We start from the raw sequence: 20,625 nt of genomic DNA, 5'->3' as shown, positions 1-20,625 counted from the left end.
GGTGTGCGGCGGGGTCAGCCGGCCAGTCCGTGGCGGTGGGCGTACAGGGCCGCCCGCAGCCGGTCGGACTGCCCGATCTTGCGCATGGCGCTGGTCAGATGCTTCTTCACCGTTGCCTCGGCCAGGGCCAGTTCGCGCCCTATCTCGGCATTGCTGAGCCCGGCGGCGAGCTGTGCGAGGACCTCGCTCTCGCGGTGCGTCAAATTACAGTGCTGCGGCAGCGGCTCGGCGGCGTCCATGGCCGGCCCCGCTCCCGCCACCCGGGCCGGCGGCGGAGCCGGCAGGATCACCGAGCCCCCGGCGCCGGCGATGGCGACCGCCTTGATGATGCGGTCCTCGGGCAGGTCCAGCGGAAAGCACCCGCTGGCGCCCGCGAGCAGGATGCGGCTCGCCTCCGCGGTGCTCTCGGCTCGGCGGAGCAGCAGGAAACGGGCTTCGGGCACCACATCCGGCGTACGCAGCCGGGACACCAGCGCCAGGTCCTCCGCCAGTGTGCCGCCACGGCCCAGCAGGACCACGTCGGGCCGGACCCGGCGCAGCGTGTCCGGCAGCCGGAGCATGTCCCCGGAGCTGCCGACGACCGCGGTGTCCGGGTCCGCGTTGAGCACGCTGCGCAGCCCCGCGCTCGCCACCGGGTGGCGCTCGGCGAGGAAGACACGGACGACGGGTGCGGGCCGGTGGGTGCCCGGCCCGGCGCAGGTCGGGTGCCCGCAGCCGCAGCCGGCCGACGCCCACGGGCGCCGGGCCGGAGCATGCCCCGGCGGCCGGTCCTCCGGCTCGCTCAGCAGCTGATGCCCGGCGATCATGTCGAGCGGATTGTCGATCTCCGCGTGCAGGGCGCGCGGGTGACCGAGTCCGGTCTCGGTGGTCAGAGTCGTCACCGTGAACTCCTTTGCTGCTCAGCGGAGTTCCTACGGGTGCGGCGGTCGGTTCTCACGTGTGCTCCCCCTCGGCGGTGGCGGTGCCGGGCCGTGCCCGGCGGCGAGCGCGTACCCGGCAGGACCGCCGGCTCAGCGCCCGGCGCGGGGGCCGGAGGGACGGAGCAGAGGCGAACGGCACAGCCGGGCCGGATCGGAAGGGAGGCGCCTGGGACGGATGATCCGTCCGCTCAGCGCCCGGCACACGGTCGACAGGACTCGTCGAAGCACCTGCGGTGCCACGAGCCGCCGATACCGACCAGGGTGAAGTCGGTTCGCCGTTTGACCATGGCTGAAGCCTAATTCGGCCCTTCAGCGGGGGTCAACAATGGCCGGATCACACGTGTATGAGGGAAGCATGTATTCCGTACTGCGGATCCTGTGACCGCGAGTATCAGCATCAACGCCTGGCTGGTTGCGGCCCGTTGCGTTCCCGCACGCTTCCGTCACAGCGACCGCGGGCCCACCGAGGAGCCTGTCGGTTCACCACCCCGGCCACGGTGACGTGCCGCGCTCACGTCCGGTTCCTGTCGCTGCGCGCCCGGACCACCGCCGTGCGGCCCCGTACCGTGCACGGCGCCAGGAAGGAAGACCGTATGACCGCCCACCCACGCCCGCCCGCCGGACCCTCCGGCGCCGCGCACCGGGAGACCGACGGATGAGGCGGTACCTCCTGCGACGGCTGCTGCTCGTCGTGCCCACCCTCCTGGGCGTCACCGTCGTCGTCTTCGCCGCCGTCGCCCTGGTCCCGGGCGACCCGGTGACCGCGCTGCTCGGCCCCGGCGCGCCCGCCGAAGCGCGGCAGCAGCTCACCGAACGGCTCGGACTGGGCGAGCCACTGCCCGTGCAGTACGCGCACTGGCTCGGGCATGCCCTCCAGGGCGACCTGGGAGTCTCCGTCTCCGCGCAGCGGCCGGTCGGCGACCTGCTGCTGCCCGCTCTTGGGCAGACACTCGTCCTCGCCGGCGCCGCCTTCCTGCTCGTCCTGACCGGCGGCACCCTCCTGGGAGCGCTGGGGGCCACGCGCCCCGACGGCAGCGCGGGACGCGTGTCCCGCGCGCTGAGCACGCTCGCGGTCTCCGCACCGCAGTACTCGGTGGCGCTGCTGTTCATCGCCGTCTTCGCCGTCGGACTGCGCTGGTTTCCCGCGGGCGGCACCCAGGACCTGTTCACCCAGGGCGGCACGGCCGACCGGCTGCACCACCTCGTGCTGCCCGCGGTCGCGGCCGCGCTCGTCCCGCTCGGCCTGACCGCCCGCGTCTTCGGCGCTGCCCTGGAGGACGTTGTGCGCTCCGACCTCGCCGACGGACTGCGCGCCCGAGGGCTGCGCCGCGCGGCCGTCCTGCGGCACTGCGTCCACAACGCCTCACCCGCCCTGCTCACCATCGGCGGGCTCCAACTGGCCTATCTGCTGGAGGGCGTGGTCTTCGTGGAGACCCTGTTCGCCTGGCCCGGCGTCGGCCGACTGCTGTACGACGCGCTCAGCGCCCGGGACCTGCCGCTGATCCAGGCCGGGGTGCTCCTGGTCGCCGTCGCCTTCGTCGGCGTCAACATCCTCGTCGACACCGCTCACGCCCTCATCGACCCCCGGCTGCGGGGTGCGCTGTGAACCGCTTGCCCAAGCACTGGCGGCGTCCTGGGCTGTTCATCCCCGCATTGCTTGCGGCCGCCCTGCTGACGCTGGCCGTCGCAGGCCCGCTGCTCGCGCCGGACGACCCCGACGCCGGAAGCCTGCGCGAGCGGCTGCTGCCACCGGGCAGCCCCGGCCACCTGCTGGGCACCGACTCGCAGGGCCGTGACGTGCTCAGTCGGCTGCTCGTCGCCGCCGGGCCCTCGCTCCTGGGCGGCTTCCTGCCCGTCGCCGTCGCCACCGCTGCCGGAGCGGTACTCGGCATCGCCGCAGGACTGGGCGGACGCTTCACCGAGCACGCCCTGCTGCGCACCCTCGACGTCCTCTACGCCTTCCCCGGCGTGCTGCTGGCCATCACCGTCGCCACGGTGATGGAGCCAGGCCTGTACGCCACTGTCGTCTCGTTGTCGGTCGTGCTCACCCCGGCGGTCACCCGCGTCGCCTTCACCGAGGTACGCCGTATCCGCACCGCCGAGTACCTGGAGGCGGCCCGGGTCTGCGGAGCCGGCGCGACGACCGTCGCCCTGCGCCAGGTCGTCCCCGTCCTCGCGCCCGTCCTGCTCGTCTACTCCTCCTCGCTGGTCGGCCTCGCCATCGTCTACGCGGCCGGACTGTCCTTCCTCGGCCTGGGTGTGGCCCCGCCCGCCGCCGAATGGGGCGCCATGCTCGACGAACTGCGCCCCGCCCTGCTGACCCACCCCGCCGTGGCGGTCCTGCCCGCGGTCACCATCCTGGTCGTCTCCGTGGTCTTCAACACCCTCGGCGAGGCCCTGCGCCGCGGCACCGGCGCCGGCCACAGTCTGCTCACCGGAGCCGGACGATGACCGCCCGCGCCCGAGAACACCTCGACATCACGGACTTGAGCGTCACCCACGCCACGGGCGGTGGCGACGTGCGAGCCGTGGACGGTGTGTCGCTGACGGTGGCGCCCGGCGAGGCACTGGTGCTGCTCGGCGAGTCGGGCAGCGGCAAGTCGACCCTGGCCCGCACCGTCCTGGGGCTGCCCGGACGCGGCGCCCAGGTCCGCGGCAGCGTCCGCCTGTCCGGCACCGACCTGCTCGCCCTCGGCGAGCGGGACCTGTCCGACGTACGCGGCCGGCGCATCGGCTACGTCCCGCAGGACCCCGACGCCGGACTGGATCCCTTGCGGAAGGTGGGCGCCCAGCTCACCGAGGTGCTCCTGCGCCACCGCGTGAGCGAGAGCCGCCGTGCGGCCCGGCGGATCGTGCCCGCGCTGCTGGAGGAGGCGGGCATCACCGAAGCCGCCCGCGTCGCCGCCAGTTACCCGCATCAGCTGTCCGGCGGCCAGCGCCAGCGCGCCGTCATCGCCCTCGCCCTCGCCTGTGCGCCGGGACTGCTGATCGCCGACGAACCCACCACCGCGCTGGACGCCCTGGTCCGCGCCCACGTGCTCGACCTGTTCGCCGGCCTGCTCACCGAGCGGGGGATCACCCTGCTGCTGGTGACGCACGACATCGGCGTCGCCCGGCGGCTGGGGGACCGTGTGGCGGTGATGCACGCCGGACGGATCATCGAGACCGGCCCGGTCGAGAAGCTGCTGAGCAGCCCGCACCATCCCTACGCCGCCGCACTGGTGGCCGCGCAGCCAGGAGGCCCGCGATGACCGGTGGTCGGTTCGAGGCGGAAGCGGCACGCGCAGGTGCCCGGTCCTCCGTCCTCGTCGGTGTCGCCGCGCGGGCTCGGCGGGAGCCGGCCGTATCGTGGCGCGCCCTCGTCGCCGTATTGGCGGGAGGTGTGCGGTGACCGGTGACCTGCTCGTCGTGAACGAGGTGTCCAAGCGCTACCGCCACGGGCCTCTCGCCCTGGACGCCGTGACCCTGCGGGTGCCGGCCGGGAAAACCATCGGCCTGGTGGGTGAGTCGGGGTCCGGGAAGTCCACCCTGGCCCGGCTCGCCCTCGGCCTGATCGCCCCGGATGCCGGCACCGTGCGCTTCGACGGCCACGACCCCCACGCCTTGCGCGGCCGGGCCGGGCGGCACCTTCGCGCCCGACTGCAATTCGTGCCGCAGCAGCCGCGCGGCTCCCTCAACCCCGCACTGCGGGCAGGGGAAGCGGTCGGCTTCGCGCTGCGCGTGCACGGCATCCCGCGCACCGAACGTCCCGAGCGCGTGGCCGAACTCTTCCGCCAGGTCGGTCTGGACCCCGCCCTGGCTCGCCGCCATCCGCACCAGCTCTCCGGTGGACAGGTCCAGCGGATCGCCATCGCCCGCGCCCTGGCCACCGGGCCCGAGCTCATCGTGTGCGACGAGCCGACCTCCGCCCTCGACACCACCGTCCAGGCCCAGGTCCTGGACCTGCTCGGCGAACTCCAGGAACGACTGGGCCTGGCCTACCTCTTCATCTCCCACGACCTGGCCGTCGTACGGCAGCTCGCCCACCGGGTCGTGGTCCTGCGCCAAGGCCGAGTCGTGGAGGAGAACTCCACGGCCGATCTGTGGAACGCACCCCGCCATCCCTACACCCGCGCCCTGCTCGCCGCCGACAGCGGCCACATCCCCGAGCCCTCCACACCGGCCGATGCCGAACATCCGGCACACGTCGGTGAGCCGACCGCCCCTTCAGTGACGACGAGGAACCCATGACGCACCACCAGCAACCGTCCGCCCATCCCACGGCCCGCCGCCGAAGGCGTGCCCCGCTGCGCACCCTCGGCCTGGCCGCCGCCCTGCTGCTGCCGTTCGCCGCCGCGGGCTGTGGCACCGGCTCCGCCGCCGACGACAACGCCGGCGGCGCGAAGTCCGGCGGCACCCTCGTCATCGGCGCGACCGGCAAACTGCCCAACCCCGACACCGTCATCGGTGGCGCCGGCTTCGAGGGCAAACGACTCGTCAGCTTCCAGCTGTACGAGGGCCTCACCCGCTACGACCTGTCCAAGGCCGACGGCCCTGCTCCCATCACCGGCGCGCTGGCCACGTCCTGGAAAGTCGCCGACGACGAACGGAGTTGGACCTTCACCCTTCGCAAGGGCGTGAAGTTCCACGACGGCACCGCCTTCGACGCCGACGCCGTCCTGTTCAATCTCGACCGCTACCTGAACAAGAAGAGCCCCCACTACACCGACACGCTCGGCGCGGCGGCCGGCGAGTACGCCGGCGGCATCACCCAATACACCAAACTCTCCGACGACCGCGTCCGGCTGGTCACCAAGGAGCCCAACGGGCACTTCCCGCAGGACCTCGCCCACGTCCTCATCGCCAGCCCCACCGCCGTGAAGAAGACCGGATCCGCGAAGTTCTCCGACCACCCGGTGGGCACCGGCCCGTTCCGCTTCGTCCGGCAGCAGAGCGCAGACCAGATCGAACTCGCCCGCTTCGAGGACTACTGGCGCGGCGCGCCCAGGCTCGACAAGCTCGTCGTGAAGGCGCTGCCCGACCCCGCCGCCCGCACGGCGGCCCTGCGCTCGGGCGCGGTCAACTGGATCGAGTACCCCAACCCCGACGACATCCCGAGCCTGAAGTCCGACGGCGTCCAAGTGGTCACCAACCACTACGACCACCTCTGGTACTGGATCCTCGACACCACCGCCGGGCCCTTCAAGGACCCCCGGGTTCGCAGGGCCGCCAACTACGCCATCGACCGCGAGGCCATCGCCGAGAATCTCCTTCACGGCACCGCCGCCCCTGCCGAACAGGCCGCCCCCCGCGGCACCTTCGCCTACGACCCGGCCAACGACACCTACGGCCACGACCCCGCCAAGGCCCGCAAGCTGCTCGCCGAGGCCGGCTACGCCGAGGGTTTCTCCACCTCCGTGACCGTCCCGACCGGCGGTTCCGGCAACCTCATCCCCGTGCCCATCGCCGAGGCCGTCCAGCGCGACCTCGCCGCTGTCGGCATCGACGTCGAGATCCGCACCACCGACTGGTCGACGCTGATCGCCGCCGAGGCCAAGGGGAAGGTGGCCCGCGACTCGCAGGCCATCGCCCAGTCGACCACGCTCTTCCAGTCCGAAGCCCTGCTGCCCCTGTTCATCGGCACCGACAGCCCCTTCTGGACAGGCCACTACAGCAATCCGAAGGTCGACAAGCTCCTCGCCTCCGCCGGCACGGCCACCGACCGGGCCGCCCGTGAGGCCGACTACACCGAGGCGCTCAAGCTCGTCACCGAGGACGCCCCCTGGCTGTTCGTCGTCAATGACCGCAACCCCAGGGCGATCTCCCCGGCAGTCCGCGGCTTCGTCCAGCCGCAGTCCTGGTTCCTCGACCTCACGACCGTACGGGTGGACCGATGACCCTCTCCCACACGCCCGCGCCCGGCCTGCCGCCCAAGTGGGGCGTCACCCTGCCCCTGGCCGGCCTGACCATCGACCGGCACCGCTTCCTGGTGGAGCGGCTCGCCGACCTCGGCTACACGGACGTGTGGAGCGCGGAGGGCGGCGGCACCGACGCCTTCACCCCGCTCGCCACCGTCGCCGCCTGGTCCCCGACCCTGCGCATCGCCACCGGCATCGTGCCGGTGCAGACCCGCGGACCCGCCGTCCTCGCCCAGACCGCCGCAACGCTCGCCCAACTGGCCCCCGGGCGGCTCCTGCTGGGACTCGGCGCGTCGGTGCCGGCGCACGTCACCGACATCAACGGCATTCCGTTCGACGAGCCGTACAAGCGGACCCGCGACGTTCTCAGGTTTGTGACCCGGGCGCTGCGCGGCGAACACATCGCGGGTGACTTCGACACCTTCTCCATCACCGGTTACCGCCTGCCGCACCCGCCGCAGGACCCGGTCAAGGTGATCCTCGGGGCCCTGCGGCCCGGCATGCTGCGGCTGGGTTTCCGGGAGGGCGACGGAGCCATCACCAATTTGCTCTTCCCCGAGGACGTGCCGAAGATCCTCGACGCGGTCGGCCCGCAGCCGCCCGGGAAGGAACTCGTGGTCAAGGTGTTCGTCTGTCCCACCGAGGACACCGACTACGCCCACCGCGCCACCCGCCCGTTCCTCGCCTGGATCCTCAACCGCGAGCCCTACCGCAAGTTCCACGAGTGGCTCGGCAACGGCGAGTTGCTGCGCGAGTCCCATCAGCGGTGGGCCGACGGCGACTCCGACGCAGCCCAGAAGGCCCTCCCCGACGAGGTCGTCGACCGGCTGTTCATCAGCGGCTCGCCGGAGGAGTGCCGGGAGAAGATCCTGCGCTACCACCGCCCGGGAGTGACCACGATCCAGCTGTACGTGTCGCTGCCGCCGGAGACGTTCGTCAGCCGGGCCAAAGTCCTGGACACCCTTGCCCGCCTGAGTCCGTCCGCGGGCTGAACGCCGGTCACCGGACCCTCCCGATGTCCGCCGGCACGGGGAGCCGCCACGACAGGCGGCGGCTCCCCCCTTTGACGTCCGCCCCTGGAGGTACCGGATGGAGCTCGACCTGCGAGGCGGTGTCCGCGCCGCGCCCGTGGCAGGCGACACCCCCGAGGAACGACAGGCCCTGCGCTTCGCCCCCGACCCCCGTGACCGTGACGCGGACCCGGAGCACATCGCGCGCACGGCCCGGGAGAACGAGCAAGACGGCCTGGACAGCGCCCTGGTGGTGCAGTCGAGCTCCTGGCCCGACCCGTGGCTGGTGGCGGGCTGGGCGCTGGCGGCCACCCAGCGGCTGCGCGTCGCCGTGGCCCACCGGGTCGGCACCACCTCGCCCACGGTCGCCGCCCGGGCGCTGGCCACGCTCGACCGGTTGTCCGGGGGCCGGGCCGCCGCTCATCTCATCGTCGGCTCCAGCGACGCCGACGTCGCACGCGACGGCGACCTGCTGGACAAGGAGACCAGGTACCGCAGGGCGGGGGAGTACCTGGAGATCTTCCGCCGCTCGCTGACAGAGCATCAGGAATTCGACCACGACGGCGAGTTCTACTCCGTGCGTGGTGCCCGCTCGGGCCTGTTCGCCCGTCCGCGCGCCGAACTGCTCTCCTTCGGCGGTTCGTCCTCGGCCGGCGTCGACCTCGCCGCGCGCCACGCCGAGGTGTATGCCCTCCCCACGTTGCCGCTCACCGCCACCCGGTGGCACATTGCACGGGCGCGCGCAGCGGCCGCGGAACACGGCAGAAGCCTTCGCTTCTGGCGCCACGTCACCGTCGTCACCGCGCCCACCGACGAGGACGCCGAAGCACGCGCCCGCCGAATCCGGCACGACGCGGTACGCCTGGCCTCTGGCCCCCGAGCGGAACACTGGCTCGGCTCGGTCCAGCTCGACCGCGACCGGGAGCGGGGCCGGGCAGGTGACTCGGACGGCACCCGCCAGCTGTCCGCGTACGTCGACCGGAACCTGGCCGCGGCCTTTGTCGGCTCGCCCGCGGCCGTCGCGGCCCGCATCGAGTTGCTGCGCGCGGCGGGGGTCGGCATCGTCCAGCTCGACATGCCGGTCGAGACGGATCAGGACCGCGACCTGCGTCGGGACCTGATCGCCCGCCTCCGCGCCGGATACATCCCGTCCCGGTCTCGCCGCATCCCGCACGCCAGGCGGGGCTGGTGAGGCCGCATGGAGAAGGCGCGCCGTGCGTACGGCCGGCAGGCGCGGCCGCGGAAGTCGCCTACCTGCCCGGTCGCTCAGGGGTGGGAGGCTGTAGGGCGCCCGGCGTCAGGATCGCCGGGAGTGGCCTGCCGAGGTAGTCCACTGGGCCCGGGTCGGTGTCCAGTGCCCGGGGGCCGGGGCCGGTGGGCGTCGCCCTTGGGCAGCGCGGTACCAGATCTTCTGTGCCGATCCGGCCGGTGCCGGGGGGATCCAGTGCCCGCAGGCACGGGTTGTGGCTCGATCCGGTCGCAACTCCGTTCAGGCCTTCTTGGCCGGTAGCGGTCCGCCACGCGTCCAGGGTCGTGAAGCGCTCGGCTCCCCACCTCAGCGACCAGCTGCGCGTGCTGTGGTAGTTGTTGCCCTGCAGGGTGAGGACGCTTGGACCGTAGGGCGACTGGGTGTCGACCAGAGGGCCGCTGTCGGTGGCGAAGATGTTGCTGTGGACGCGCACGCCGCGCATGCCGTCGCGCAGTCTCAGCGCCGGGGGACGTTGTCCCATCGCAGCGGCGGAGGCAAGGCCATCGGTGCGCATCACCACCGTGTTGTGGTAGATGGACAGGTCCGTCAGACGGATGCCGTAGGCGACGATGCCTCCGTACTCGGGCAGCCTGCGTGCGTCGTCGACGCTGATGTTGAAGCGGACCACGTTGTCCCTGTGGGCGCCGGTCGGCCTGCCGGAGTAGACGAGGAATCCCGGTCCGTCGTTGTTGTACGCGAGGTTGTACTGCACGACGGAGGAGGACACGTTGTTGTCGAGGCCGAACCCGCCGCCGTCGACCCGTGAGCCGGTTCGGTTGCGGTAGGACCTGTTGCGCTCCAGTACCACCCGGGTGGAGTCGTACGTCCAGATGCCCTCGGGTCCCTCGTCGGCGTCGGTGGCGGATCGTGTGCCGTTGTCGTGGGCCTCCGAGTGCGTCACCTTGGCGTTCTTGACGCTGCCCAGTGCGATCCCGCTGCCGGTGTTGCGCCGGTTGTTGCGGGGGTCACCGGTGTTGGAGTACGCCTTGACCCGCTCGATCCGCAGCCCGGTGTTGGCGTAGGCGGGGCGGGCGGCGTCGAACTCGGGGCCGTAGAAGACGAGTCCGGCCTCGAGGTTGTGGTGCACGGAGGTGTCCGCGATCCGTACGTTGCTGAAGCCGGCGACGGCATCCTTGTCCGCGCCGACGCTGATCCCGTTCTGAAATCCCCTCACGTCCACCTGCGTGATGGAGACGTGCTCCAGGCGTCGGGTGCCGGGAAGGCTGTTGCGCAGGGCGATCCCTGCTCCTTCGCGAAGCGCCTTGCGGTCACCGACCAGCGCGATGTTCCTGATCTCCACGCCGGCGGTGTTGTGGACCGTGATGCCGGACGTGCCGCGCGGGGTGATCGTAGCCCGGCCGTCGCCGTACGAGTCGATCACGACGGGTCGGGTGGGGCTGCCTGCTTCCCCCTTTTCCAAGGTGAGGCTGCCGCGGAACCGTTCCCCGCCACGCAGTCTGAGGCGGTCGCCGGGGTGCAGGCGCGCGCTGTTGGCGTGGTCAAGGGTCCGCCAGGGCTTCTGCGGTGACATGCCGTCGTTCTTGTTGTCGCCGTCCGGGCTCACGTAGAAGGTGTATGGGCCGCCGCCGGCCGGGCGCGCCGGCCGGTAGACCGCCGGTGCGCCCGGTACCTCACACCCTGCCAGCAGCAGAAGCACTGTGGCCGAGATACCGATGCCGGCCAGATTCGTCCGGCTCCGCTTCACCGCGTTCACGCGCACCCCTTCGGGACGTCCCTGTGCCCAACACGGACACAACACAACAGAATGAGAAAAAAGTGGTGCCGAAACGCCGAAGTGCGCGCCCGGGGCGACGGTTACGCCATGAGGGCCGACGGCGCGGTGCTCGTGCTCTGCGGACCGGGGGCCGGGACGAGCTGGGACGGTGGCGGCTCCACGGCTACGGCAGTCCGCCGCGGGCTGGGAGCGGAACGCCCCAGCGCCTTGACGGTCCAGCCGGCGGCCCGCCAGTCGTCATGCGCAAGTGCGTTGCGGCCGTCGATGAGGACGGGGACGCGGACCACCCGCGACAGCTTGACCGGGTCCAGCTCACGGTACTGGGCCCATTCGGTGAGGTGCAGCACGAGCTCCGCGTCCTTGCAGGCCGTCAGCAGGTCCGTGTCGCAGTACAGCTCCGGGTGGGCCAGAGCGGCGTTCGCGGTGCCTTCGGGGTCGTGGACCCGGACGTCGGCGCCCTCCTGGCGCAGCGCTGTCGCGACGGCCAGCGCGGGAGAGTCGCGTACGTCGTCGCTGTCCGGCTTGAAGGTCGCGCCCAGGACGGCGACGCGGCGGCCGGTGAGGTCGCCCCCGGCCATCCGGCGGGCGAGTGCGACGGTCCGGGTCCGTTGACGTGCGTTGATCTCGTCCACCTGGTCGAGGAACGCCACGGCAGGGCCGGCCCCCAGTTCCTGGGCGCGAGCGGCGAACGCCCGGATGTCCTTGGGCAGGCATCCGCCGCCGAAGCCCACGCCGGCGTTGAGGAACCGGCGTCCGATCCGGGCGTCGTGTCCGATGGCGTCGGCGAGTGTGACGACGTCCGCGCCGGCGGCGTCGCAGACCTCGGCCATGGCGTTAATGAAGGAGATCTTCGTGGCGAGGAAGGAGTTGGCCGCGACCTTGACCAGTTCGGCGGTGTTCGGGTCGGTGCTGATGTAGGGGATGCCCGCTTCCAGCATCGGGGCGTACACGCGGCGGAGGGTCTCGTCCGCCTGCGGGCTGTTCACGCCGGTGACGATCCGGTCCGGCCGCAGGGTGTCCTCGACGGCGTACCCCTCGCGCAGGAACTCGGGGTTCCATGCGATCTCGGCCCGCACCCCTGCGGGTGCCAGGCCCGCGACGCGTTCGGTCAGGCGCTCCGTGGTGCCCACCGGGACCGTGGATTTGCCGACGACCAGGCAGGAGGAGCGCAGGTGCGGCACGAGGCCGTCGATGACTCTGTCGACGTAGCGCAGGTCGGCCGCTCGGGAACCGGCCTGTTGCGGGGTGCCCACGCAGATGAAGTGGACCTCTCCGTGCGCGGCCGCGTCGGTCAGGCGGGTGGTGAAGCGCAGGTTGCCGGAGGCGAGTCCCTGGGTCAGGACCTCCTCCAGGCCTGGCTCGTAGAAGGGGGGTCTGCCCTCGGAGAGGGCGGTGATCTTCTCCTTGTCGACGTCGACACCGAGGACGTCGTGTCCGATGGCGGCCATGCACGCGGCGTGCACAGCTCCGAGGTAGCCCGTACCGATGACGGTCAACCGCATGCGGGGAACTCCTTTCACGCAAAGGCGGATTGGGGGGGATGTGGTCAGGGGGTGTAGCCGTAGGGGTTGTGCTGCTGGAAGTTCCAGGCGTCGCGGCAGATCGCGGCCAGGTCCCGCTGTGCGGTCCAGCCCCAGGCCGCCGTGACCTTCGCCGGGTCGGCGACAAGCTCGGCGACATCGCCGGCCCGGCGGGCGGTGACGCGGTAGGGGATAGGGCGGCCGGAGGCCGCCTCGAAGGCGCGCACGAGTTCCAGGACGGAGGCGCCGCGCCCGGTGCCGAGGTTGAAGACCCGCATGCCGGGTTCGTCGTCGATGTGGTCGAGGGCCGTGCGGTGCCCCTCTGCGACGTCGACGACGTGGATGTAGTCGCGGATGCCGGTGCCGTCGGGCGTCGGGTAGTCGTCCCCGAAGACGTTGAGGCCGTCGCGGCGGCCCACGGCGATCTGGGTGAGGAACGGCATGATGTTGTTCGGCACTCCGCGTGGGTCCTCGCCGAGCAGGCCCGTGGGGTGGGCGCCGGCGGGGTTGAAGTAGCGCAGGGCCAGCACCCGCAGTTCCGGTACGTGCCGGCACAGGTCGGAGAGGATCCGCTCGCAGGTCAACTTGGTGTTCGCGTACGGATTCGTCGGCGCGGCCGGGGACTCCTCGGTCAGCGGGACGGTCGTGGCGTCACCGTAGACGGAGCAGGAGGAGGAGAACACGAGCCGGTGCACCCCGTGCGCGTGCATGGCGGAGATCAGGGCCGTGGTGCCGCCGACGTTGATGTCGTAGTAGGCCAGGGGGATGCGCACGGACTCGCCCACGGCTTTCTTCGCGGCGAAGTGGATCACTGCGTCGATCGGGTGGCTCGTGAAGACGGCGTCCAGGGCTCGTCTGTCGCGCACGTCGGCGACGTGGGCCGCGGCGATCGGGCGGCCCGCGATCTTCGCGATGCGTTCGAGGGCCTCGGGGGAGCTGTTGGAGTGGTCGTCGAGCACGACGACCTCGTCGCCGGCGCGGAGGAGTTCCACGCAGGTGTGGCTGCCGATGAAGCCGGCACCGCCGGTCACCAGGATGGTCCGGGCCATGGGGGACCTCGTTTCTTCTTCGGTCGCGAAGGCCCTCACCAGGCGTAGAAGCCGGTGAGGTAGGTGGGGAAGACGCCGGTGGCCAGGGTCAGGGGGAGCAGGCACAGCACGCCGGCGGTGATCGGGAGCGCGGCGGTGTGCAGGGCTCGCGAGGCAGGGACGCCTGCGGCACGTGCCGTCTCCTTGATGTGGAGCACACTGATCGCGAGGGTCACCGCGGCGTACGAGACCGAGCCGAGGATGCACAGGAACACATAGCCGACGGCAGGACCGGTGAACTCACCGACGATGGCTGCACAGGACAGGAACAGGGTGATCAGCAGATAGGGGACGACGGTCCGCAGCGGAAGGTGCTCCAGGCCGATGCGCTTCTTCGGCGTGACCTTGAACGTGATCTGGCGGGGCCGGATCCTCTGCTTCACTGCGGCCAGCACGCCCCAGGCCACGTACGGCCAGCGGGAGAGACCGAAGAGCCAGATCTCCCAGCTGAGGATCGGGGCGTCCTTGGGGCGCGTCAGGCCGCGGCGGCGGCACAGGAGCGTCAGCAGGATCAGCCACACCGACATGCTCCAGAAGTGCGCAAGGAACTCCGCATAGTTGACGTCGATCCACGGGGTTCCAGTGATCGCTGCGACGGACGGCAGCAGGATGCCCAGCACGGTGGCCGTGGCGAGCAGCGGGTAGTACAGCAGTGCCGCGCCGAAGCGGATGCGCAGTTTCAGGGGCATCCGGCCCAGATGCCGCGGCAGCATGCCCAGGAGCATCACGGTCAGGCTGCGTGACCACTGGAACTCCTGGGTGACCATGGCGTTGAAGGTGAGGGGTCCTTCGCCGTGGGCGTCCGCGTCGATCGCGAACACGCCCTGCCAGCCGGCCGAGGTGAGCAGGAAGGTGGTCGAGAAGTCCTCGGCGAGCTCAGGCCCGAGACCGCCGATGTCGCGCAGCGCCGTAGTGCGCACCGCGTAGTGCGAGCCGATGCAGACCGGAGCGAGGCCGGCGGAGTGGCCGAGCTGCACGGGGCCGTGGAACATGGCCTCGCGCTGCAGCCGGCCCCGAGCCGCCCAGGAACCGTCGGCGTTGGAGTCGCAGACACTGGGAGCCGCGACATACCCGACCGCCGGGTCGGCGAAGGGCCGCACCACTTCGGCGAGGTAACGGCGCCCGGGGACATGGTCGCAGTCGAGTTGGGCGACCACGTCGTAGTGCGCGTATCCCCAGTGGTCGTAGAAGTAGGCGAGGTTGCCTTCCTTGCACCGGGTGCGCCGTGGCCAGTCGGCGCGGTGGTAGTCGGGGTGGCCGCGTCGGCAGGAGACACCGACGCCGCGAGCCCGGCACCAGTCGAGGATCTGCGGCGTGGGGTCCTCGTCGCACAGCCAGACGTGGTAACCGTGCGGGAAGTCCTGGTCGAGCATCGCCTCAAGCGTGGTGCGGGCGATGTCCCAGCCCTCGGAGGGGGCGCGCGTGACGACGAACGCGGTGCGCAGCTCGGGGACTGCTACCTGCGGATCGAAGCGCCGCATGCGGATCAGTGCGACGAGGAAGTGCACCGGCAGGTACGTCAGATAGAGCAGCAGCGCGCTGTTGACGATCATGCCCGGCCAGCCGAGGCGGTGCGTCGGCTGCAGCCACCACACCCAGAACCAGACCAGGCAGGCCGCCCAGCCGGCCGACAACAGCAGAACCAGAAAACGGTCCGCGCGTGAGAACGCCCGTACGAAACAGGAGGGGCGGTGGGTCAGCCTGCGGGAGACACGTGCGAGGACGGGGCCGTCGGGGCCGATGGAGGCCACCGCGCCCTGCGACAGGGCGCGGATCTCGTGGCCGAGGGCCGCCCATTCCTCCGGCGCACCGGGGGCCGGGCGGGAGAGCGGGGTTTCCTTCTTGGTGCCGGCCCCCAGGACGGGCCCTTGCTCCAACGACGTCATGGCAGACAGATCTCCAGGCGGTGCGACAGGGGTCTGTGGCGTGCGGGGTGGGGAGGGGCGCCGGGGCCGCGAACAGCGACCGGTGCTGTGACCGGGCACCGGTTCGGCCGCCGGCGATCGCGGGCCGTCGTGCGGGCGGGGCCGGTCAGCCGTTCGCGGCGGCCGGTTCGGAGGCTGTCGCGGACGGCGTGCTTACGGCGGCCGGGGCGGGGATGGCCTGGGGAGCGACCGACACCGAGGCCGGCAGGACCGTCGTCTCGTCCTGGCCGCCGCGGATCGCCGCGGCGGCGACGCCGAGCCGGTCGGGGTGGGCGCTGAAGTAGGCGATGGTGCGGCGCAGGCCGTCAGCGAGGTCGATCTCGGGCGTCCAGCCCAGCACCTGGCGTGCCCGGGTGATGACCGGGCGCCGGCGGACCGGATCGTCCACCGGCAGCGGATGGTGGTTCACCTCGGATGCCGAACCGGTCAGGGTGAGCACCGTCTCGGCGAGTTCGCAGACGGTGCGCTCGATCGGGTTGCCGAGGTTGAACGGGCCCATCTCGGACGAGTCCAGGAGCGCGAGGAGGCCGCGTGTCAGGTCGTCGACGTAGCAGAAGCTGCGCGTCTGGCCGCCGTCGCCGTAGATGGTGATCGGCTCGCCGGTCAGGGCCTGGGTGATGAAGCTGGACACCACGCGCCCGTCGTGCGGCCTCATCCGCGGCCCGTAGGTGTTGAAGATCCGCGCGATCCCCACGTCGAGCCCGTGGGTCCGGCGGTAGGCGGCCGACACCGCCTCCGCGAATCGCTTCGCTTCGTCGTAGACGCTGCGCGGGCCGATGGAGTTGACGTTGCCCCAGTACGTCTCCTCCTGCGGGTGGACCAGCGGGTCGCCGTAGATCTCGCTGGTCGACGCGAGGACGAAGCGGGCGCCGTGACGGAGCGCCAGGCGCAGGGCGTTCTCCGTTCCGCGGCTGCCGACCGCGAGCGTCTCCAGCGGGCGGCGCAGATAGTCGGGCGGGGAGGCCGGGGAGGCCAGGTGGGCGACGGCGTCGACCCGGCCGGCCACGTCGATGCCCTCACTCACGTCCACACGTTGCAACTCGAAGGCCGGGTCGGACAGCAGGTGTGTGACGTTCTCCATAACGCCGGTGGAGAAATCGTCCAGGCACACCACCGCATCGCCGCGTCGCAGCAGTGCCTCGCACAGATGAGACCCCAGGAAACCGCCGCCACCGGTGACGACAACGCGCATGTCACTCTCCAGAAAGGGGGAAGGGGACGGAATCGCACCTCACGCGCAGGTGTTCGTATCGCTGCTCACCGGCGCCGAGTTAATTCCGTACATAGGAGGAGAGTATGGGCATACATAAGCTTTTTTGTGGAGGACCTCCCTCTTAGGGTCTATTCGGTGGATGGGTCGCGATAAATCGAACATGCGGAAACCCCCGCTTCAGGGGGCTCTGCGTTCGAACGGCACATGCCTCCACCTCACGCGAGTGGGGGATACCTGACGGACGGGGTCTCGGCGAGTCTGTTCGAACTTCGCACGGCCGTGCCGGATGCACCAGTTCGATCGCGGCTGGCCCGCCGACGAAACCGTCGCACATACGCGGCACGGCCTGCCGGGAATTCGGCGCGGCTTCCGCCACCCCAGTCGTGGTCGAAATACGACTGGTACGCCACCTCGCCCCAGGCGAAGCAGTCGGCCATTCTCTCGACGTAATACGCGCTGTGCCACCGCCTGTGAATGGGTCGCCGCGGCGGTACAGGCCCCACTCGGCGCACACCTTGCGCTTGCCCCGCGCGCGAACGAAGGCAACAGCTCGAACATGAACCAGGCTCCGGGCGTCGCATGGAACACGGCGACGGCCCGGCGGAGCAACGCCGCGTAGCCGGAAGGGCCGTCGGCCGCCTGCCACGGGCCGATGACCCGGTTGTTGGGCTCCCAGCCCAACCGGATGATCGCGTCGCCGTGCCCCGCGTTCACCAGCGCCGAAGCCGCCCGCGCGTACGCGGCATCGAACGCGCCCGCAGCGCCCCGCGCGAACTGCCCCTCCCAGCCGTCGACGAGAAGCGGCACACCGAACACGAACGACGACCCCGGACGCTCCTCGCGCCACTTTCGCCACGGACGGAGCTGCCACGCGCACGTGGTCGCCGGATCGAAGTCCGTCCAGCCTCCGTGCGGCAGATAGTCGGTGCCGACCGCCATCGGCCGGCCCAGCAACTCCTCGTGGCGCACCACGGCAGCCACCGCCTGGGCGCCGTGTCCCGTGTACACGCCCATCGACGTGCCGGCGCAGTTGTCGACGGTGCCTCCCTTTCCAGGACGGAACAGGTCCAAGGTCCCTGGAAACGGCTCTTCCCGCATTCAGACGGTCTGATCGCCTGGGCCGCGATCACGCACATAGCCAGATGCCTCCCCTGCAAGTCGATGGCAAGCCCAGGCGCCCGAGGTGAACCACCCCGGCGTGTATCGAGCACAGCAGGGCGATACGGCACGGGGCTGATCGCTTTGCCTCGGACAGGGACGACGACTGCGTGTCACCATCGCCCCATGAAATCTACCGACCCAGACTCCGGGCTTCCTCGCGGCATGGGAGCGCCGGCGACTCGCGCGCTCGCTGCCGCGGGTTACACCAAACTCAGCCAACTCGCCGGTGCGTCCGAGGCGGAGCTGAAGGTCCTGCACGGCGTGGGCCCGAAGGCTTTGCGCGTGCTGCGTGACGCCCTGGAGGAGCGTGGCCTCAGCCTGCGCTGACATGTGCGGGTCCTGTCTGCTGCGGGCCAGGAGTCCAGGCTGGAACAGTCTGTCGGTCCGGCCGGCTGAGGCAGCCGGCCGAGTGTTCCGCCGCGCTCCGGCCGCGTAGTAACCGACGGCGCCGCATGTGCCGGTCCTGTCTGCTGCACGCTGTCGTCCTTGCCGAGTCCGCCTACGCGCAGTTCCAGAGCGAGCCCGCATCTTCCCTGGGCCCCCGGCGGAGCGGCCCGGCGTCGGACTGGCAGGCGGCGCTCATCGCCGGCCACCACGCGCTGTGGGGCTCCGAGCGGCTGCTCGCTCCGCCCGCCACCGCGCTGCCCCCTACGGCTGCCCGGGCGGTGGACGCGCTCGGTGAACGGATGGCCGGCCGGATGCTGCTGGTCTCCGCGGCTCTGGACCCCGGCGGGGACCCGCCGTCCACGCCCGTACCGCGCATCGATCCGGTGTCGGCCGAGTTCGGCGCCGAACCGGTGGGCGCGCCGCGCCGGTACTACGCCGTTCTGGAGTGGCTGGAGTCCCTGGCGGCCGATCTGACGCGGATCTCCAGCGGCGGGGCGATGCCGGAGGCCGACGCCGACTCCGGTGGGATCGGCTCTCGCAGGCCCGCTTGAGCCAGACGGCCGCAGTGGGGCCCGGGAGGCGCAGCGCCAAACCCTGGCCAGCGGCCGCCCACCCGTGCAGCTCGCTGTCGCAGCTATGTGGCATGGATCACGAAGAGCGCGGCGAGATCTTGGAATGTCTGACTCCGCACGGCTGCTGCACCCGTTACGGGCTTTCCATGCCCAGGGAGCGCCGGGCAACGAAGCACGGCACGACTGTCCCCGAGGAGCCGCACCGTCGCGGCCGCACCCACTCCCTCTTTCCTCCTCGCACCACCCGCTCCGAAAGGTTCTCCTGCGCCATGCCACTGGCTCTCCTGGCCCTGGCTGTTGTCGCTTTCGGCATCGGCACGACCGAGTTCGTCACGATGGGACTGCTGCCCCAGATTGCCGACGGGGTCGACGTGTCCGTGCCGCAGGCCGGCAACGTCGTCTCCGCCTATGCGCTGGGTGTCGTCGTCGGTGCCCCGGTGCTGACCGGCATCGGCGCGCGCATACCCCACAAGCGGCTGCTGCTCCTCCTGTCCGGCCTGTTCGTCATCGGCAACGTCGCGTCCGCGCTCGCTCCCGACTTCGGCCTGCTCTTCGCTGCACGTTTCCTGGCCGGTCTGCCCCACGGAGCGCTCTTCGGCGTCGGCGCGGTCGTCGCCTCCCGCTTGGTCGCCCCCGACCGGGCCGCACGCGCGGTGTCGAGAATGTTCCTCGGACTGACCATCGCCAACATCGTCGGTGTCCCGGCCGGTACGGCTCTCGGGCAGCAGTTCGGCTGGCGGTTCGCCTACGTCGCGGTCGCCGTCATCGGCCTCGTCGCCCTTGCCGCGCTGGCCGCATTCGTGCCCCACCAACCGCGCGGGGAGCACGCGGGCATCCGGCACGAACTGCGCGCCATGGGCAACCGGCAGGTGTTCATCGGCCTCGCCACGGCAGTCGTGGGCTTCGGCGGCTTCTTCGCCGTCTACAGCTACCTGGTCCCCATGCTGACGAACCTGACGGGCTTCTCCGACTCCTCGACCACGCTCGTCCTCGCCCTCTACGGCGTCGGCATGACGCTCGGCACCCTGGCCGCAGGCCCGCTCACGGACCGCGCCCTGCGCCCGACGCTGTACGCGGGGCTCGCGCTGCTCACCTCGGCACTGGTGGTGTTCTACTTCACCGTGCACAGCACCGTGCCCGCCCTGATCACGATCACCTTCATCGGGGCGATGGGCGCCCTCATCACCACCCCCGTGCAGGTCCTGCTGATGGCCAAGGCGAAGAACGCCCCGACCATGGCGGCGGCCTCCAACCACTCCGCCTTCAACCTGGCCAACGCGGGCGGCGCCTGGCTCGGTGGCCTCGCCATCTCCGCGGGCTGGGGCTGGGCCTCACCCGTCCTGGTCGGCGCGGCCCTGGGCACGGCCGGGCTCGGGCTGGCGTTCATGGGAGGCCGCATGGACCGGGGTGACCGAGGCTCCGAGGTGATCACATCGTCGGGCACGCAGACCGACCAGGTCGCTGCTGCTCAGTCCCAGAGCGGATAGGACACGGTCGGTGCGACCCGTTCCGGTCGGCTGTCCGTGTAGACGAGCGTGATGCGCGAGTAGTGCGAGAGCTGGGGCCGCTTCTTCCAGGGCTCCGCACGGTCGAGCCGTACGGTCACCGGATAGGCCTGGAAGCGGCCCGCGGCGCAGTACGGCTTGCAGTCGTTGACCCAGTTCACGCCCTTGGCCTGCGCCGCGCCCGCGTCCCACCGGGACCAGCGCAGTGAGGCCAGGCGACTGTTGCCGTCACCGCAGGCAAGGATGAAGTCGGAGGGGCGTACTTCGGCGCGCCAGGAGCAGTCGACGAGGACGGGACGATCTGCGGGCTGCTGAGCGCTCCGTGAGGAAGGCTCTGGGGCCGTCTGGCTTGCGGCCGGTACGCCCGCCGCGGTGGTGAAGGCGGCCAGCGCCAAGAGCGTGACCGTCATGGTGAGTGCGCGCATGTGCATGGCCGTTCCCCG

At 71.3% G+C, this 20,625-nt stretch carries 18 protein-coding genes; 10 read left to right on the top strand and 8 right to left on the bottom strand.

What is annotated here, in order from left to right:
- Positions 1-14: 14 nt before the first annotated feature.
- The gene (locus M8H82_RS19100; protein WP_250075651.1) at positions 15-881 is read right to left on the bottom strand and encodes a response regulator transcription factor; all 867 of its coding nucleotides are present in this window, start codon (positions 879-881) and stop codon (positions 15-17) included.
- A gap of 694 nt (positions 882-1,575) precedes the next feature.
- Here M8H82_RS19100 and M8H82_RS19095 point away from each other — a divergent pair.
- The 7 genes from M8H82_RS19095 (at position 1,576) to M8H82_RS19065 (ending at position 9,019) form a co-directional block, all read left to right on the top strand.
- Positions 1,576-2,526, top strand: a complete 951-nt coding sequence (locus tag M8H82_RS19095; protein WP_250075650.1) for an ABC transporter permease — start codon at positions 1,576-1,578, stop codon at positions 2,524-2,526.
- Positions 2,523-3,371, top strand: a complete 849-nt coding sequence (locus tag M8H82_RS19090; protein WP_250075646.1) for an ABC transporter permease — start codon at positions 2,523-2,525, stop codon at positions 3,369-3,371. The genes M8H82_RS19095 and M8H82_RS19090 overlap by 4 nt, the downstream gene beginning before the upstream one ends.
- Positions 3,368-4,171: an ABC transporter ATP-binding protein gene (locus M8H82_RS19085; RefSeq protein WP_250075644.1), complete on the top strand. Its 804-nt coding sequence runs from the start codon at positions 3,368-3,370 to the stop codon at positions 4,169-4,171. Before M8H82_RS19090 ends, M8H82_RS19085 begins: the two co-directional genes overlap by 4 nt.
- A gap of 136 nt (positions 4,172-4,307) precedes the next feature.
- Positions 4,308-5,150 carry an ABC transporter ATP-binding protein gene (locus tag M8H82_RS19080; RefSeq protein ID WP_250075642.1) on the top strand — a complete coding sequence of 281 codons (843 nt, stop codon included), beginning with the start codon at positions 4,308-4,310 and terminating at the stop codon, positions 5,148-5,150.
- Positions 5,147-6,796 (top strand): ABC transporter substrate-binding protein, encoded by a 1,650-nt coding sequence (locus tag M8H82_RS19075; protein WP_250075640.1) that lies wholly within the window; start codon positions 5,147-5,149, stop codon positions 6,794-6,796. The genes M8H82_RS19080 and M8H82_RS19075 overlap by 4 nt, the downstream gene beginning before the upstream one ends.
- Entirely contained in the window at positions 6,793-7,809 is a 1,017-nt protein-coding gene (locus M8H82_RS19070; protein ID WP_250075638.1) for an LLM class F420-dependent oxidoreductase, read from the top strand. The genes M8H82_RS19075 and M8H82_RS19070 overlap by 4 nt, the downstream gene beginning before the upstream one ends.
- A 97-nt stretch (positions 7,810-7,906) precedes the next feature.
- A complete protein-coding gene (locus M8H82_RS19065) occupies positions 7,907-9,019 on the top strand; it encodes an LLM class flavin-dependent oxidoreductase (RefSeq protein ID WP_250075635.1) in 1,113 nt (370 codons plus the stop codon).
- A gap of 58 nt (positions 9,020-9,077) precedes the next feature.
- On the opposite strand, the gene M8H82_RS19060 is transcribed toward M8H82_RS19065, so the two are convergent.
- From M8H82_RS19060 to M8H82_RS19035, 6 genes are all read right to left on the bottom strand, one after another.
- Positions 9,078-10,640: a right-handed parallel beta-helix repeat-containing protein gene (locus tag M8H82_RS19060; RefSeq protein WP_250075632.1), complete on the bottom strand. Its 1,563-nt coding sequence runs from the start codon at positions 10,638-10,640 to the stop codon at positions 9,078-9,080.
- 251 nt (positions 10,641-10,891) lie between these two features.
- Positions 10,892-12,313 (bottom strand): UDP-glucose/GDP-mannose dehydrogenase family protein, encoded by a 1,422-nt coding sequence (locus M8H82_RS19055; RefSeq protein ID WP_250075630.1) that lies wholly within the window; start codon positions 12,311-12,313, stop codon positions 10,892-10,894.
- 44 nt (positions 12,314-12,357) lie between these two features.
- Positions 12,358-13,380 carry a UDP-glucose 4-epimerase GalE gene (galE, locus tag M8H82_RS19050; protein WP_250075628.1) on the bottom strand — a complete coding sequence of 341 codons (1,023 nt, stop codon included), beginning with the start codon at positions 13,378-13,380 and terminating at the stop codon, positions 12,358-12,360.
- 35 nt (positions 13,381-13,415) lie between these two features.
- Positions 13,416-15,305, bottom strand: coding sequence for a glycosyltransferase family 2 protein (locus tag M8H82_RS19045; RefSeq protein WP_250075626.1), 1,890 nt, complete (start codon positions 15,303-15,305; stop codon positions 13,416-13,418).
- Between the two features lie 145 nt (positions 15,306-15,450).
- A complete protein-coding gene (locus tag M8H82_RS19040) occupies positions 15,451-16,536 on the bottom strand; it encodes a UDP-glucuronic acid decarboxylase family protein (RefSeq protein ID WP_250075624.1) in 1,086 nt (361 codons plus the stop codon).
- Positions 16,537-16,734: 198 nt separating this feature from the next.
- Positions 16,735-17,628, bottom strand: a complete 894-nt coding sequence (locus tag M8H82_RS19035; RefSeq protein ID WP_250075622.1) for a hypothetical protein — start codon at positions 17,626-17,628, stop codon at positions 16,735-16,737.
- A 213-nt stretch (positions 17,629-17,841) separates the two neighbouring features.
- Between M8H82_RS19035 and M8H82_RS19030 the strand changes: the two genes are divergently transcribed.
- The 3 genes from M8H82_RS19030 (at position 17,842) to M8H82_RS19020 (ending at position 20,164) form a co-directional block, all read left to right on the top strand.
- The gene (locus tag M8H82_RS19030) at positions 17,842-18,045 is read left to right on the top strand and encodes a DNA-binding protein (protein ID WP_250075620.1); all 204 of its coding nucleotides are present in this window, start codon (positions 17,842-17,844) and stop codon (positions 18,043-18,045) included.
- Between the two features lie 125 nt (positions 18,046-18,170).
- On the top strand, positions 18,171-18,656 hold the full coding sequence (locus M8H82_RS19025) for a hypothetical protein (protein ID WP_250075617.1): 486 nt from the start codon (positions 18,171-18,173) through the stop codon (positions 18,654-18,656).
- Positions 18,657-18,946: 290 nt separating this feature from the next.
- Positions 18,947-20,164: an MFS transporter gene (locus M8H82_RS19020; RefSeq protein WP_250075615.1), complete on the top strand. Its 1,218-nt coding sequence runs from the start codon at positions 18,947-18,949 to the stop codon at positions 20,162-20,164.
- Here M8H82_RS19020 and M8H82_RS19015 read toward each other — a convergent pair.
- Positions 20,146-20,613, bottom strand: coding sequence for a hypothetical protein (locus M8H82_RS19015; RefSeq protein ID WP_250075613.1), 468 nt, complete (start codon positions 20,611-20,613; stop codon positions 20,146-20,148). The genes M8H82_RS19020 and M8H82_RS19015 overlap by 19 nt on opposite strands.
- Between the last annotated feature and the right edge of the window lie 12 nt (positions 20,614-20,625).

Origin of the sequence: Streptomyces sp. YS415, from assembly GCF_023544665.1 — a bacterium.
Lineage (GTDB): Bacteria > Actinomycetota > Actinomycetes > Streptomycetales > Streptomycetaceae > Streptomyces.
The sequence above is the reverse complement of the archived record's forward strand: the minus strand, read 5'-3'. Positions and strand labels throughout refer to the sequence as shown.

Bases quoted from the DNA above. Each gene is read 5' to 3' on its own strand.
- M8H82_RS19085 (WP_250075644.1), top strand. From the start codon at position 3,368: ATGACCGCCCGCGCCCGAGAACACCTCGACATCACGGACTTGAGCGTC.
- M8H82_RS19025 (WP_250075617.1), top strand. From the start codon at position 18,171: ATGTGCCGGTCCTGTCTGCTGCACGCTGTCGTCCTTGCCGAGTCCGCC.
- M8H82_RS19030 (WP_250075620.1), top strand. From the start codon at position 17,842: ATGAAATCTACCGACCCAGACTCCGGGCTTCCTCGCGGCATGGGAGCG.
- M8H82_RS19055 (WP_250075630.1), bottom strand. From the start codon at position 12,313: ATGCGGTTGACCGTCATCGGTACGGGCTACCTCGGAGCTGTGCACGCC.
- M8H82_RS19095 (WP_250075650.1), top strand. From the start codon at position 1,576: ATGAGGCGGTACCTCCTGCGACGGCTGCTGCTCGTCGTGCCCACCCTC.
- M8H82_RS19020 (WP_250075615.1), top strand. From the start codon at position 18,947: ATGCCACTGGCTCTCCTGGCCCTGGCTGTTGTCGCTTTCGGCATCGGC.
- M8H82_RS19040 (WP_250075624.1), bottom strand. From the start codon at position 16,536: ATGCGCGTTGTCGTCACCGGTGGCGGCGGTTTCCTGGGGTCTCATCTG.
- M8H82_RS19070 (WP_250075638.1), top strand. From the start codon at position 6,793: ATGACCCTCTCCCACACGCCCGCGCCCGGCCTGCCGCCCAAGTGGGGC.
- M8H82_RS19015 (WP_250075613.1), bottom strand. From the start codon at position 20,613: ATGCACATGCGCGCACTCACCATGACGGTCACGCTCTTGGCGCTGGCC.
- M8H82_RS19065 (WP_250075635.1), top strand. From the start codon at position 7,907: ATGGAGCTCGACCTGCGAGGCGGTGTCCGCGCCGCGCCCGTGGCAGGC.
- galE (WP_250075628.1), bottom strand. From the start codon at position 13,380: ATGGCCCGGACCATCCTGGTGACCGGCGGTGCCGGCTTCATCGGCAGC.
- M8H82_RS19045 (WP_250075626.1), bottom strand. From the start codon at position 15,305: ATGACGTCGTTGGAGCAAGGGCCCGTCCTGGGGGCCGGCACCAAGAAG.
- M8H82_RS19075 (WP_250075640.1), top strand. From the start codon at position 5,147: ATGACGCACCACCAGCAACCGTCCGCCCATCCCACGGCCCGCCGCCGA.